The sequence below is a fragment of the Polaribacter sp. IC066 genome (assembly GCF_007997085.1).
Taxonomy (GTDB): domain Bacteria; phylum Bacteroidota; class Bacteroidia; order Flavobacteriales; family Flavobacteriaceae; genus Polaribacter.
Genome location: NZ_VORR01000003.1, coordinates 1 through 15,431, shown reverse-complemented (window position 1 = coordinate 15,431; position 15,431 = coordinate 1). Strand labels below are relative to the sequence as shown.

General features: G+C 31.6%; 13 protein-coding genes and 1 tRNA gene. 7 read left to right on the top strand and 7 right to left on the bottom strand.

The features are described 5' to 3' along the window. The first annotated feature begins 85 nt into the window (after positions 1-85). The 3 genes from ES044_RS01370 to ES044_RS01360 all read left to right on the top strand — a co-directional run bounded on the left by ES044_RS01370 (position 86) and on the right by ES044_RS01360 (position 4,088). Positions 86-157 (top strand) — tRNA-Glu (locus ES044_RS01370). A gap of 36 nt (positions 158-193) precedes the next feature. After that, a complete protein-coding gene (gene rpsT / locus ES044_RS01365) occupies positions 194-445 on the top strand; it encodes a 30S ribosomal protein S20 (RefSeq protein ID WP_147117531.1) in 252 nt (83 codons plus the stop codon). Positions 446-1,283: 838 nt separating this feature from the next. Beyond that, entirely contained in the window at positions 1,284-4,088 is a 2,805-nt protein-coding gene (locus tag ES044_RS01360) for a M16 family metallopeptidase (protein ID WP_147186847.1), read from the top strand. Positions 4,089-4,784: 696 nt separating this feature from the next. On the opposite strand, the gene ES044_RS01355 is transcribed toward ES044_RS01360, so the two are convergent. The 5 genes from ES044_RS01355 to ES044_RS01335 form a co-directional block, all read right to left on the bottom strand. Next, on the bottom strand, positions 4,785-5,126 hold the full coding sequence (locus ES044_RS01355) for a hypothetical protein (RefSeq protein WP_147117529.1): 342 nt from the start codon (positions 5,124-5,126) through the stop codon (positions 4,785-4,787). Positions 5,127-5,221: 95 nt separating this feature from the next. Continuing rightward, positions 5,222-5,653, bottom strand: coding sequence for a hypothetical protein (locus tag ES044_RS01350; protein WP_147117528.1), 432 nt, complete (start codon positions 5,651-5,653; stop codon positions 5,222-5,224). Positions 5,654-5,659: 6 nt separating this feature from the next. Then, positions 5,660-6,025, bottom strand: coding sequence for a DUF2237 family protein (locus ES044_RS01345; RefSeq protein ID WP_147117527.1), 366 nt, complete (start codon positions 6,023-6,025; stop codon positions 5,660-5,662). A 155-nt stretch (positions 6,026-6,180) separates the two neighbouring features. Further along, complete coding sequence (locus ES044_RS01340; RefSeq protein WP_147117526.1) at positions 6,181-8,679, bottom strand: outer membrane beta-barrel protein; 2,499 nt, start codon at positions 8,677-8,679, stop codon at positions 6,181-6,183. A gap of 19 nt (positions 8,680-8,698) precedes the next feature. Beyond that, positions 8,699-9,790 (bottom strand): formylglycine-generating enzyme family protein, encoded by a 1,092-nt coding sequence (locus tag ES044_RS01335; protein ID WP_147117525.1) that lies wholly within the window; start codon positions 9,788-9,790, stop codon positions 8,699-8,701. Between the two features lie 131 nt (positions 9,791-9,921). Between ES044_RS01335 and ES044_RS01330 the strand changes: the two genes are divergently transcribed. From ES044_RS01330 to ES044_RS01315, 4 genes are all read left to right on the top strand, one after another. Further along, positions 9,922-10,920, top strand: coding sequence for a GntR family transcriptional regulator (locus ES044_RS01330; protein ID WP_147117524.1), 999 nt, complete (start codon positions 9,922-9,924; stop codon positions 10,918-10,920). 2 nt (positions 10,921-10,922) lie between these two features. Next, positions 10,923-11,816 carry an aldose 1-epimerase gene (locus ES044_RS01325; protein ID WP_147117523.1) on the top strand — a complete coding sequence of 298 codons (894 nt, stop codon included), beginning with the start codon at positions 10,923-10,925 and terminating at the stop codon, positions 11,814-11,816. A gap of 11 nt (positions 11,817-11,827) precedes the next feature. Beyond that, positions 11,828-12,976: a galactokinase gene (gene galK, locus ES044_RS01320; protein ID WP_147117522.1), complete on the top strand. Its 1,149-nt coding sequence runs from the start codon at positions 11,828-11,830 to the stop codon at positions 12,974-12,976. 215 nt (positions 12,977-13,191) lie between these two features. Then, positions 13,192-14,214, top strand: coding sequence for a UDP-glucose--hexose-1-phosphate uridylyltransferase (locus ES044_RS01315; RefSeq protein ID WP_147117521.1), 1,023 nt, complete (start codon positions 13,192-13,194; stop codon positions 14,212-14,214). Positions 14,215-14,556: 342 nt separating this feature from the next. Here ES044_RS01315 and ES044_RS01310 read toward each other — a convergent pair whose 3' ends face one another. Together ES044_RS01310 and ES044_RS18730 are read right to left on the bottom strand one after the other, a co-directional pair. Then, positions 14,557-14,775, bottom strand: coding sequence for a hypothetical protein (locus ES044_RS01310; protein ID WP_147117520.1), 219 nt, complete (start codon positions 14,773-14,775; stop codon positions 14,557-14,559). A gap of 460 nt (positions 14,776-15,235) precedes the next feature. Next, positions 15,236-15,431, bottom strand: a 196-nt coding sequence (locus ES044_RS18730; RefSeq protein WP_223269086.1) for a hypothetical protein, incomplete at its 5' end; no start/stop codon positions are given.

The following is a 15,431-nucleotide window of genomic DNA, read 5'->3' as shown; positions in this document are numbered from 1 at the left end:
AATGATTTTTTTTTTAAAAAATTGTTGCACAATTAAAAAAGCGTTGTATATTTGCACCCGCAATTGGAGAGTATTTGATTGTAACGGTCCGTTCGTCTAGGGGTTAGGACGCATGGTTTTCATCCATGTAACACGGGTTCGATTCCCGTACGGACTACAAATGTTTTAATAAAAAAACAAAGAAAACAAAATTATGGCAAATCACAAGTCAGCATTAAAAAGAATTAGAAGTAACGAGGCAAAGAGGTTACGTAACAAGTATCAGCATAAAACAGCTCGTAATGCTGTAAGAGATTTACGTATTGTTGAGGATAAAAAAGATGCAGAAACGAAGTTAAATAACGTTATTTCAATGTTAGATAAATTAGCAAAAAACAATATTATTCACAAGAATAAAGCAGCTAATATCAAGTCTAAATTGACCAAGCACGTAGCAACATTGTAAGATTCTAAATCTTTCAAAAAATTTAAAAACTCTGAATATATATTCAGAGTTTTTTGTTGTTGATTATTTTTACAAATTATAATTGAATCAATACTAAAAGTTGTAGTTGTGATAAAAAAGTTGAACGTTTATTTTTAAATTATTTTTATTTTAGACAGCTCAATTGAAGTTATTAAATTATTATTGCCAGTAATTCTTGTTGGCTAATTAAAGAGGGCAAGTCCAAAAGTTGTGGGGCTTTAGAATTAAGCATACATCTTTAAGGGGCTAAAAAGAAAGAATTCTATATTTTAACCATTGGTGTCCGATTAAAAATATTTTTAGTTTGATAAACCTTCTTAAAATAAAGGATTCTGCGAATTTTTTAAATGACAACTTGCTTTTTTAAAAATAATTTAATCAGCATAAAATAGATAATTTTATTTTAATTTGTAGCTGTTTATCAGGTGGTTAGGGTCAGGTATTGGTTCCCGGCCTGCCAGCAGGTTGGTTCTGAAGGCGGAGCAATCTAGAGTCTCTTATAGGACAAGAATGATTTTTAACCTTTCGAAACGGTGTTCTAAAAGCCTTTATCTTGCATTAAAAGATTTTAATGAAGTGTTTTTGGATCAAAGTCCAAAAGTATTTCCTCACAAATGAATTCCTCGACCCTCTATTCTGTCAAAGAAAAATCGCATAAGATTCAACAAAAAACACTTTAATTATCAAAATATTAACAGGGATCTAGTTTAAAATACACCGCAAAAATTTATATTTGTTAGTTGTTGAAAAGAAAATATTTTTAATAATGACTTAAATATACTGATAATTAAGAGTATAACTAAAAAAAACAATAAGAATGAAGAAAATTTTATTATTTACTTTGTGCATTGCATTTAACTTTACGGCATCAGCACAAAACATCAACCCAGAAATGCCTTTGCCAGAAGAGCAAACCATTAAAAAAGGAGTATTAGAAAACGGAATGACGTACTACATTCATGATACAAAAGTGACCAAAGATGTGGCAAGTTATTACATCATACAAAATGTAGGGTCTGTTTTAGAAAAAGACAATCAACAAGGATTAGCACATTTTTTAGAGCACATGGCATTTAACGGAACAAGAGATTTCCCTGGCAAAGGAATCTTAAATAAAATGCAAGAAAGTGGTCTTGTTTTTGGGAAAGACATCAATGCATATACTTCTTTTGATGAAACTGTTTATAACATCAACAACATACCAACAACACCAGAATTAATTGATACTGGTTTGTCTATTTTGCAAAACTGGTCTAATTATTTATCATTAACAGATGAAGAAATAGATTCTGAGCGTGGCGTCATTAAAGAAGAGTGGAGAACTCGCCAAAGCGGTGGTATGCGCGTATTACAGCAGACTATTGGTACTATGTTTAATAATTCTATTTATTCAGAACGTTTGCCAATTGGTCAAATGGATATTGTAGAAGGGTTTGAATACAAAGCATTACGTGATTTTTACCATGATTGGTATAGAACAGATTTACAAGCAATCGCAGTGATTGGTGATGTAAATGTTGATGAGATTGAAGCAAAAATAAAAGCGTTGTTTTCAACGATTCCGGCAGTAAAAAATCCTATTGAACGCACAGAGGTTCGCATTCCAGATAACGACGAACTAATTTATGCAATTGGTATGGATAAAGAAGTAACTTCTTCAAATATTGCTTTTGCTATTCGTCATGATAAATCTTTAGAAAACGAAACACTAGCAGATTTAAAAGAAAATCTTCTGAATAGCATGGTTACAGCAATTATTTCAACAAGATTAAATGAGATTAACCAAAAGCCAGATTCTCCTTTAATTTATGCAGGAGTTAATTACGGTACGCTTTCAAGATTAAATAATGAGTTTAGTGTGCGTATGCTTCCGAAGCCAAACATGCAACACAAAGCCTTTGAATTGGTCATGTCAGAAATTAATAGAGCTGTAAAATTCGGATTCACAAAATCAGAGATTGCAACAGTTGTAGCGCAAACTATCGGTTCTTATGAAAATAGAATTGCAGGTTTAGGCAACAGAAGTCACGGACAAATTGTTAGAGATATTCAAACGAACTATTTAGAAAACGCGCATATTACAGATTTGGCAAAAGAGTTCGAGATTGCTAAAGTAATTTTTAGCCAGTTAACACAAGAAGAGTTGTTAGCGAAAGCGCAAAAATTATACCTCAAAAATAACAGGTCTATTGTAGTTACTGGGGTAGCAGCAAATAAAAACTTAACTAAAGAAGATGCACTCAACATTCTTAATAGTGTAGAAAATGACCCAAATTTAAAAGGGTATGTAGAAGAAACAAATGTAAAACCTTTAATGTCTGGGGTTGATTTAGTTTCAGGTACTATTGTTTCAGAAAAAGAAAACGCAGAAATTGGGTCAACAGTATTTACCTTAAGCAACGGTATTCAGGTACATTACAAGTTTGTAGATAAGAACAAAAATGATGTAAACTTAAGTGCGGTTAGCTACGGAGGCGAATCTTTGTTAGCGGTTGAAGATTTACCATCAACAATTTTGTTAGGTAATGTGATACAAATGTCTGGATTAGGTGATTTTTCTGCAATTGACTTGCCAAAGGTTTTAGCGGGTAAAAAAGCAAATTCCATAGCAAATGTGGGTAGTATTGATGAAAGTGTTTCAGGCTCTTCTTCTACAAAAGATGTAGAAACAATGATGCAGTTGGTGAACTTGCGCTTTACAAAGCCTCGTTTTGATGAGCAGTCTTATAATGTATTAATGCAACAAGTAGATGCTTTTTTAATTAGAAAGAGTGAGCAAATACAATCTAAAATGCAAGATAGTATTACGACTATTTTGTATGGTAAAAATCATCCTACAGAGCGTTTGTTTGATAAAAAATTAATGTCTGAAATGTCTTTTGATAAAATGAAGAGCATTTACACAAGTAGATTTGGCAATGCAGCAGATTTTACATTTTTTATTGTGGGTGATGTAACAAAAGAAACCATAAAGCCATTGTTAGAAAAGTATATTGCGAGCATACCAACAACAAGTGAAAAAGAAAATTGGAAAGACAATTCAACAAATTGGGTACGTAGCAATATTGATAAAGATGTGTTTTTAGAAATGAAAGATCCTAAAACCTCGGTTAATGTAGTGATTAAAAATGATATGAAGTACTCGTTAAAAAATTCTATATTAATGAGAGCTATGGGTGATGTGTTGCAATTACGTTATACAGAATCTTTGAGAGAAGAAGAAGGTGGAACTTATGGAGCAAGATCTAGAGGTACAATTTCTAGAAGACCAACAGAAGAAGCATCATTATCGGTTAGTTTTGATTGTAATCCAGATTTAGCAGAAAAATTAATTGCGATTGTTAATAAAGAAATTGAAGCAATTAAAAATGGAGATATTCAACAAGCAGATTTAGACAAAACACTGACCAACTACTTAAAAGAAAAAGAAGAAAGTAAGAATTACAATAGGTTTGAAATGAGTTTGTTAAAGGAGTACGTGATGGAAGGATATAATATGAATGATCCGAAGAATTACGAGGATATCGTAAAATCTATCAAAGTAAAAGATTTAAAAAATATTGCAAAGAAATTATTAAAAAACAGCAAATCATACGAGATTGTTTTTAAACCAAAGGAATAAAAATAATTTGTATTTAAGGTAAAAAGCTTCTCAATTTTGAGAAGCTTTTTTTTTGGAATTTAAGGTATCAATTGAAAAGAAGAAGAGAACATAGCTAAAGGAAAGGTATAGAGCAATCTTAATTATTATAGGTTGTTTAATAAGTAGCTTTCGATTGCATTTTTTGGTTACAAACAATGCTTTTATCAGAGATCAATTAGAGCTTATCGAAGGTTTTTGAAGAGCATATGAACAAGCTATTACAAACTAAAAAAGTTATTTTGAGCTTTATTTTTAAACGATTTTTTAAAGTTAAAAGGATACAAAGTATTTTGTGAATTGTAGAACTATTAAACTCGCATCAATAGAAGTTTACTTTTTAAAGAACCTATTTTGTTAAAGGGCATCATCCGTTCCGTGCGTTAGATGACAGATTTCTACACCCGAAGTTTCGGAATATAGCATTCACAATCTAAACCCGACATGCGATAATTTTAGTAAGAATTCAAAAGAGATGAAATGGTTACCTGTCCTACAGCCCTTTTGCGGTCTGGACACGATAGCGAAATATTTTGTAGAATTCAATAAAATTATCAGAAATCTAGGTTTTTGTTTCTTGGAATTTATCTTGAGCGAAGTCGAAAGGTCAATGGAAAAGAAAAATGAATAAAATTGTAAGACAACTTTAAAGTATAATTACTTCGAGGTTAATAACATCTAATCGGAGTTACATTCTTGCATGTAAAACTTTTTAGCCACTAATTTATTTCGATTTTTTTTAGAGGCAACAATTCTAAAGCTACCTTTTAAAGAGAGTTTTAAAGGCATTTTTAAACTCATAAATTCGCATTCTAGGGTGATTTTTGGGTGCGATTTTTTTGTGAATTTATATTTTATATAATCAGGTAAAGTCGTGATTTTTCTGGCAGCGCTATGTGTTTCAAATAAGGTATATAAGTCGTCTTTTGTAACCATTTTTTTGGTTAGAACCTCTTTGGCTACCAGTTTCATTACCTTTCTAAAATAACGGCTTATTCTTAATCTTTCTCTTTCTTCCATTTCAATTTGTATTAGCGTGCATAAACCTTTAAGATACTACAATTTAAGGATACTGCTATTTTTAAGAGACGCCTTTTAAGAAAAAATATACTTGTTTACAGAAGAGAAATATAGCATGTAATATGAAATAGCAACAAAGCCGACCATAAAAAAGTACGAATCCAATTTCTTTGAATCAATTGTTGCAAAATTTTTTGGTTGTGTTTTCCTTCGGATATTTTAAAATGTAGTGGAGCAAAACTTAAAAAAGTAAAAATCCATAAAAATAATACGACGGCTAGTACAGATACTGTTTGCGTACTAAAGTTTAAAAACACATCGGTAATAGCTAATACTAGCTGCACAAGCATTAAAGGAACTACCACAACAGCAATGCGCGAGGTATATTTTTGATGCCATTCAAGTAAGTTTTCTGTTTTGTAATATGTAAAACTCGGGTAAATAATAAGCTGCACCATCCAAATAAGCACCACCAAACCAGCATCAACTAAAAGAGAAATTTGTAAAATAATTTGTGAAGATTCCAAAATCAATTACTTTTTAATGAAAGCATATTTTTGAAGCATTTCTATGTTTGTATATTGCAATGATTTTATGTGTGTAGCTTCTAAAAGAATAAAAGGTGCTTTGCCTGCTTTTTCGGCTTGCAACCATCTAGAAATGCATAAACACCATTTATCACCAGCTTTTAAACCAGGAAAACTCCATTGCGGAATTGGGGTCATTAAATCATTTCCTTTGGCGGCAGAATAGTCTAAAAAATCTTGTGTAACAATTGCACAAACGGTGTGTGTGCCAACATCTTGAGAAACTGTTCTACAAAAACCATCTCTAAAATAACCAGTTGCAGGCTCTGTGCAACAAGATTCTAAAGGTTTGTTAAATACGTTTAATTCCAATTTTGATTATTTTAAAATGTTACCGACTATTTTTACCACATGCTCACAAAGTTTACAAAGCCTCTGTTTTCTATATGGTTAAACTTTTATTGATGAATTTAAAATCTACAATTAATTACAAAGACTAAAAGTATAAAGATACAAAAACTAACTTTCTAAAACTCTTTTGCACCAAATTCGCTTTCAATAAATTTCGATTTATTTTTATTAGAGTTCAAATTATAAGAAAGGTTTAAGGTGACCATATCTACCTCATACACGTAATTTGTAGTCGTAAAAAATGAGCCTTGTTGTGCTGTTGTAATTCGTTGCTCATTAGTGTCTAACAATCCTAAATCGATGTTTTGCCATTGTAAAGTTGCGGATAATCGATTGTCAAAAAATGTTTTTTGAAAAGTTAAGTTGGGCGAGTAAAAACGAGAATCTTCCCCTTGGGCAGTAACCCTTTTTGATAAATAATTCAATGTAAATTGCAAAGAAGATGTTGTATTAAATTGATAGGTTGAGTTGAAGTTGATTGTATATTGTGTTGCATTATTATCAATTTTTTTAGTAAAAGTAGTCCCGTTTTCTTCGTACACAAAATCGCCATTTATGTCTAAATTAAAGATGTTTACGCCAATAAAATTACGCCAATTCTCCGTTGGTTTTAATTGTGCGCCCAATTCTAGACCCAATGATTTTCCTTGACCAACATTGGTGTAAATTCTATCTAAAATAGTGTCATTAAATACTTTGTTTACTCTGTTGACCAAATTTTTTACATTTCTTAAATAAGCAGTTGCATAGACTGAATTCCCTTTTTTGTAGCGTTTAGAAATACCAATTTCTACCAAATCTACAAATTCGGGTAATAAGTTTTTATCACCCTGTTCTAAAGTTTCAGAATGTTCTCTTTCTCTAAAAGGATTCATTTTAAAAGTAGTTGTTCTCTGTACCCTTCTGCTGTACGCCATTTTTAATTGGGCTTTGTTCTTTAAAGTATATTGTAAAGTTGCAGACGGAAATAATTGCAAATAATCATATGGAATCACTTCGGGGTTTGGCTCATTTTCGCCTTGTAAAGTCAATTCTCTATCCATTTTTTCTAAACGGATTCCTGCCACATATTCCCATTGTTCTTTTTTACCAGATACATTTACATAGCCAGAATGTAAGGTTCTTTTTAGGTCTATTTGACTTGTAAATTCAGGCACAGTCTCAAAAAAACCACTTGTATTATTTCTTCTAGTATATAAGAAATCGCCTTCGTGGTTTAAAAAACGATATTGATATCCAGTTTCTAGTTTTCCGAAAGAGAAATCTGCAAACTCATAATCTACACGCAATAAGGTTCCGTTTAAAGGATTGTCATTGGTATTGTATTCATCCTGAATAATTTGAGAAGTATCTGGAAAACCTAAATTTCTATTCGTTGTTGGGCCACCTAAAAACGTGTATTCATATAAAAAAGAAGTTGATAATTTTGAATCGTCTCTAAAAGTATGTGCATAATCAAAACTACCTAAAGCAAAGTCGCTTTTTCTAATTCGTAAGTTTTCATTAAAATATTGAAAGGTGTACAATCTGTTATCACTATCAGCTGGTTGCACCGCATTGTTATCAAAATATACAATATCTGCTCTTCTGTCTTTGCTTCTTTTTCCTGCAAAAAAACCAATAGAAAACTCGTTATTTTTGTTAGGCGTATAATCAATTGTAAAACGACCACTATAATTTTCTTCATCAAAAGAACGCTCACCATCCGAAGGAAAGCTCGTTTTGACATCCTTTATTATAGTAAAAACATCGCCTTCTCGTCTTCCTGCTAAATCATTTCTTTGATAACTTGCACCTAAAGATACATTCCATTGATCTTTTCTGTAATTAAAAGTGGCATCGACTCCATAGCGCTTTGCAGCTTCAGAATTGTTATAGTTTTCAATTGACGGCGCGCCAATCCTTGTATTTATTTGGGTAAAAGTTCCGTTTAAAGCACCTTTTTTCGTGAAAATGTTTATGATTCCGGCTTTTCCTTCAGGATCATATTTTGCCGAAGGTGCTGTAATTACCTCTACTTTATCAATGGCATTTGCAGGTAATTGATTTAAAATGGTAGACGCGTTTCCTTGCACGGGGTTTCCGTTTAGTAAGACCACGAAACCAGTAGTTCCTCTCACAGAAATTTCTCCAATACCGTTTACAGAAACGGAAGGTAAATTTCTAATAACATCGGTTCCTGTACCACCTTGGCTGTTTTGAAAGTTTGTTGCATCAAAAATTTGCTTATCAATTTTACTAACAATGGCGGCTCTTTCTGCTTTTATAACAACTTCATTTAAAGAATTTCCTAAAGATATCTTCAAATTTCCGAGGTCTTTGGCATTCCCAGAATAAACAATATTTTCTATTTTTTTGGGTTGATATCCAATAAATGAAACTTCAATAATGTAGGTTCCTTTTTTGATTTTATCAAAAGTAAAAACCCCTTTTTGGTTGGTGATCACTCCTGTAATTAATTTTTTAGGAGTTTGCGTATACAAAGCAACGGTGGCATACTCTAGAGGAGTAGCATCTTCTCTATCTAAAATTTTGCCACTTAATTGCGCAGACGCGAATTGAGTTCCGGCAATAAACAAGATAAAAAGGAACCAAGCTTGAATTGATTTTTTCATAAGCATATTAAAATATTTTCTATTTATAAAGTAACATTGCTGGCGTTGCAACCGTTCTAAACCCAACATGATCGGAACCTGAATCTATAGCAACACCCATTTTAGCAGAAATTCTAAAACTTGCACAATACGATTCGTGGCATAAAAACGAGCCACCTTTCATAACATGTTCTATTTGGTAAGGATTGCCAGGGCTATAAGACTTATTTGCGCCTTTAGGGTTTAATATGGTTTTAGAAATATCTAATTCTCGATAATGATTGATGTTAAATAAATCGCTGGTAATTTCCCAAACATTCCCAGTCATATCATACAAACCAATACTATTTGCTGGGTACGATTTTATAGCCGAAATAAACTCAAAACCGTCTGTAGATTCATTTTTTGTCGGAAACGTTCCTTGCCAAGTATTTGCGTTTGCGTCTAAAATAGTAGCGTCATTACCCCAGGTAAAAATAGCATCTGTGTTTTTTCCTTGTGCTGCTGCTTCCCATTCTGCTTCTGTTGGTAAACGTCTATTGGCCCATTTGCAATACGCCAAAGCATCTTCTAAAGCAATGTGTACAACTGGGTAATTTTCTTTGCCATTAATTGTAGAACCGGGTCCTTCTGGGTGTTTCCAATCTGCTCCAATTTTCCAAGTCCACCATTGTTGGTAGTTATTCATATTTACAACGGCATTTATATTTTTATTAAAAATTAAACTTCCGGGTTGCAAAATAGAATCGTGTGGTTTTGGCGTATCCGCAGGCAACTGACTTTTCATTTCTTCCCAATCAATTGTTCTCTCTGCAACGGTACTATATTTTGTGGCGGCTACAAACTTTTTATATTGCTTGTTGGTTACTTCTGTAACGTCTATATAAAAACCATCTACAGTAACTTTGTGCGCTGGTTTTTCTCTAGGCATTGCAAATTTATCGGTTTCTTTTGCACCTCGTAAAAAAGTTTTTCCGGCTACCCAAATCATATTATTAGGTGTTTCTATTGTTGATTTTTCTGTGGATGATTCAGTGCCTTCTTCGCCTTTTTTACAACTGTTTAAAAGAATTAGGCACATTATAAAAAGTACACGACATATTTTTAAAAGACCTTTTTGCTTGAATACCATTTATTTCTTTTTTAAGATGCTAAAGGTAAGAATTCATTTTTAATAGCGTACGTTTCCATATTATTTTTTGAGTAAATAACCTACTAGTACATACTAGTTGGTAATTTGGTAAAAAAGTATATCTTTGCACTGTGGAACACGTAAAACTAAAAATAGATAGCAAAACACCAAAATATAAGCAAATTATTGCTGCTATTGAAACTGCTATTGTAAAAGGAAATTTACAAAAAGGAGATAAATTACCTTCTTTAAACGCTATAAAAACCAAACATTCACTTTCTAGAGACACCGTTTTAACGGCCTTTAAAGAGTTAAAAAATAGAGGCATTATAAAGGCTGTTGTGGGCAAAGGTTATTATGTTTCTTCGGTAGATGTTCAATTAAAGCAAAAAATATTTGTGCTGTTTGATGAGCTAAATTCTTTTAAAGAAGATTTATACAATGCTTTTTTAGACAGTTTAGGAGATCATGTAGAAGTTGAAATTTACTTTCACCATTTTAATGTTCAGGTTTTTAATAAGCTTATAAATGAGAATGCGGGCAGTTATAGTGCGTATGTAATTATGCCAGCAAATTTAGAAAACACTAAAGATGTCATCAAAAATTTACCTAGTGATAAAGTCTATATTCTAGATCAAATTCAAGAAGATTTAGAGGATTATCCAGCAATTTATCAAAATTTTGAAAAAGATATTTTTGAGGGTTTATCAGTATTGCTCAAAAAAATTAAAGAGTATGATAAACTGTTGCTGTTATTTTCTGAAGACAAGCAGCCAAAAGGAATTTTAAAAGGATTTTATCAGTTTTGTGCTCAAAATAATATTTGTCATGAAGTAGTAGATTCTATAAAAGAGGCAACGCCTAAAAAAGGGGATATATATATTGTTTTAGACGATCGGAATTTAATCAGAATCATAAAAAAAATGAAAGAGGAGCAATTGGTTTTAGCAAAAGATATTGGTATTATTTCTGTAAATGATAGCCTATTAAAAGAAATTGTAGAAGGCGGAATTACCACAATTTCTACAGATTTTAATTTGATGGGAGAAAGATTGGCAACAATGATTCTTAATAAAGAACACGTTAAAATTGAAAACCCTAGTCGTTTAATCGTTAGAAAATCTATATAAGAATGTTTACAATTCAACATATAAAAGAAAACGGATTGCGTTTTGTAGCACTGCAAAATGCATCGAAAACAACAACTGCAAAAATTTGTTTAGATCAAGGAGCAAGGCTGCAAGAATTAAAATTTAACGAGGTAATTTTAATTAAAGAACAAGCTGATTTCGATTATAAGGAGTCGTATGCTTCTTCAATTTTATTTCCTTTTGCAAGTAGAATTCAAGATGGAAAGTATTCGTTTTTAGATACTGCGCATCAATTAGAGTGCAACGAGAATGGTAAAAATGCGTTACACGGTTTGGTGTACGATAAAAAGTTTGAACTTTTTGAACCAGAAGAGCACAAAGACAATTGTTCTGCAACGTTTACTTATTACGAGAAAAATGTAAGCAAAGGTTTTCCTTTTACTTATTTCTTTTCTGTAACCTACACACTTTTAGAAAATGATTTGCAAGTAAGGATAACGGTTAAAAATACAGCTCAAAAACCTTTTCCGTTTACGTTAGGCTGGCATCCTTATTTTTATAGTGATTCTTTGGCAGAAAGTGTATTGTCTTTTAAGAGTGATCAAAAAGTTGTGTTTGATGAAAACTTGATAACCAAAAATGTAGTTGCTTGCAGTACACCAAAAACTTTTAAATTGAAAGACAAACAATTAGATGATTGTTTTATTTTAAAGGATAATAAGGTAAGTTTTACCACGGCGACTTATAAAATTGAAATTTCTTCAGATTCAAAAAAGAATTACCTACAATTATACACCCCGAAAGACAGACCCATTATTGCCATAGAACCCATGACGGGAGTTTCTAATACATTTAATAATAAAATAGGATTGCAAGTTTTAGAACCTGAAAAAACCTATGTTTTAAATTGGAATTTAAAATTTATCAACGTTTAAATTAAATTAAAATGAGTACACTATTAATCAAGGAAGTAAAAGAGGAGTTTATCAAACGATTTCATAAAGAACCTTTGCTCGTTTTTTCTCCAGGAAGAATAAATATTATAGGCGAACATACAGATTATAATGGAGGTTTTGTTTTTCCGGCTGCCGTAGATAAAGGGATTGTCGCTGCCATTCAGAAAAGTGATGTTGGCATTTGTACTGCAATAGCGTTAGATTTAGAAAGTACTATTGAATTTGAGTTAGACAAACTAAAACCATCTAAAGAAGGAAGCTGGGAAAATTATGTGTTTGGTGTTGTTGCAGAAATTCTGAATAGCAACAAGGTTTTAGGTAATTTTAATATTATTTTTAAAGGAAATATTCCGGGTGGTGCAGGTATGTCTTCATCTGCAGCTTTAGAAAATAGTGTTGTTTTTGGTTTGAATGAGTTGTTTGATTTAGGTCTCACAAAAACAGAAATGATTTTAATTTCACAAAAAGCAGAACACAATTATGTGGGTGTAAAATGCGGTATTATGGATCAATATGCAAGTATGTTTGGCGTAAAAGACAATGCGCTGTTGTTAGATTGCCGAACGATTAAAGCTACAGCATATAAAATCGATTTTAAAGAGCATCAATTCATGCTTATAAATACAAATGTTACCCATAGTTTGGCTGATAGTGCTTATAATGATCGGCGTTCTGCTTGTGAAAGTATTGCAGAATTGCTAAAAGTAGCAACGTTACGAGATGCTACAGAAAAAGATTTAGAGAAGATTAATAATAAGGTTACACCAGTAAATTATCAAAAGGCTTTGTATGTAGTTCAAGAAATAGACAGAACCCAAAAAGCAGCAAAAGCTATTCAAGAAAATGATTTAGAAAAATTAGGCGCTTTAATGTATGCATCCCACAACGGATTGCAACATCAATATAAAGTAAGTTGTGATGAGTTAGATTTTTTAGTACTGCAAGCCAAGAAAAATAAACAGGTGTTAGGCGCAAGAATGATGGGTGGCGGTTTTGGGGGTTGTACTATTAATTTAATTGCAAAAAGCGAAGCAAAAGCCTTTGGAGAAGCGACTGCTAAATCTTATAAAAATAAATTTGGTACTGATTGCTCTGTATATTTTATAAACCTCTCTGAAGGAACACATTTAGTGCAATAATTTTTGAAATTAGGATGTCAAATTTTAGGATAGCCGTTTGAGTGATTTCGGTTTTTGGCAAAACTCTAATGAGCTATATATTTAGAAAAACAAATTTCGTGATGTTAGTTCGAGCGATTTCGATTTTGGGAATGCTTGTATCGAGAACATGTTAAACTTTCAAAAATCTGCTCTAATGAAAAAAATAATTAAAAAGTCAACTAAAAACAAGTAACATGGAAAACACATACTTACAGGAGTATTCTCATAAAAGGTATAATATTTTAACGGGCGAATGGGTTTTAGTTTCTCCGCACAGAGCAAAACGACCTTGGCAAGGACAAAACGAAGAAATAGCAACAGAAAAAAGACCAGCACACGATAAAAGTTGTTATTTGTGTGCAACCAATACCAGAATAAATGGGGAAATAAATCCTGATTATAAAGATGTTTTTGTTTTTACAAACGATTTTGCTGCGCTTCAAAAAGATTCGCCATCCTTTAATATAAATGACGGTTTACTGCAAGCAAAAAGCGAAACCGGAATTTGTAAAGTAATTTGTTTTAGTCCAGATCATTCTAAAAGTTTGGCAGAAATGGCTGTTGAAGATATTAGAAAAGTAGTGCATGCATGGCAAAAAGAATTTACAGAATTAGGTAATATTGAATCCATAAATTACGTGCAAATTTTCGAGAATAAAGGCGCAGTAATGGGGTGCAGTAATCCGCATCCTCATGGGCAAATATGGAGTCAATCTACGTTGCCAAATGAAGTAGAAAAGAAAGATGTGCATCAAAGAGCATATTTCAATAAAAATAAAACAAGTTTGTTAGGTGCTTATTTACAACAAGAATTAATAGCTAAAGAAAGAATTATTTTCGAAAATGATGATTTTGTGGTGTTAATTCCGTTTTGGGCAATTTGGCCTTTTGAAGCGATGATTGCACCTAAAAAACAGCAAAAAGATATTTTGCAAGTATCAGATAGCGAAGCTAAAAATTATGCGGCGGCAATCTCTGCGATTACAAAATCGTACGATACATTATTTAATACTTCTTTTCCCTATTCAAGCGGAATTCATCAAGCACCAACAAACGGAAAAGAAAATGAACATTGGCATTGGCACATGAGTTTTTATCCGCCATTATTAAGAAGTGCAACGGTAAAGAAATTTATGGTTGGCTATGAAATGTTTGGTTCTCCGCAAAGAGATATTACGGCAGAAATAGCTGCAAAGAGATTAAGAGATTTAATTTAGAAAATTTTGTTTATTTTATATAGAAAAAAGTAGCTGTGAAACACTACGTTTTTTTGGTTGTAATTATTCTTTTCTTAAACAAAATTAAAGATTTCTTCGCCATTAGAATCAAATTATTTGCAGGCAGTCAAGGAGGCAATATTTGATTATGACTCTCTGATAAACAGTAAATTTAAAATAAATGTAAGTGTTATTTAAAAATGTAGAGAATCTATTATTTTAAAGCTATTATATGCGGAAAGTAGCATAATAAAAATGTACTAATTTTAAATTATAAACAATAAGAATAGTTAAGTGCAAACACTGTAGATTGCACTTAACTGCTATTTTTTATATACGGTTTTATGCTACGTTATTTTTAACATATTTTGTAGTCATAAAATATAAAACAAATGACGTTACAATAAATATTCCAAAATAATAATATCCTAAAGTTTGAGTAGCATTGTCGTTTTGCTCTAAAATTAAAAAAGGAAATATCATTAAAGAAAAACAACATAAAGTTCCTGAAACAATAAGTATCAATGATTTAAAAATAAATTTACTATTTAATTTTTGCATAATTTTATTTTTTAATATTAACTCTAATTTGGTTCACAATGAGCTCAAGCACCAAGCAAGCCTAAAAGACTAACGATTGAAAATTTAGCGGAAATTCCACCAGCTTTTGCATTTGGAAAAGAAACTTTTTTGGACTATGAGTATCGAATTTAATTCAAAGTAAATTTTTATAATTATTAGCTAGTACTAAAAATTCTTCAATTATTTAATACTTCAGTAATTTAAATAAATTTAAAAAATCTAGGTTAATTTCCGGTGCTAAATTTAATATTTCTTTTTCTGAAGTTGAATCGTTATTTTTACTTGATTTTAAGCTCTTTTAGATTTAACTCAAGTTTCGCACCTCCAAAGAACGTAAGAACATTGAGATTTAGATTTTTTTTTGAGTGACTTTAAGTAAGTTAAACACTTGATCATTAAAAGTTTATTGCTTTTGTTCCAAAACTAACTTTTCAAGCTACTATTCGGTTAGTTTTAAGTTAGGATCTGGCTCAAAAATTCTTTTGATCCTGTGAAAATAATCAGAATCAGCTATCATCCTAGTCATCATTTTTCGAGAATCTACCTCGGGAAATAGTTCTTCCACAATGGTAAGAATAGCAATAAGTAATGCGATGAGCCTTTGATGTAATCTTACTTCAAGACATTCTGCCTTA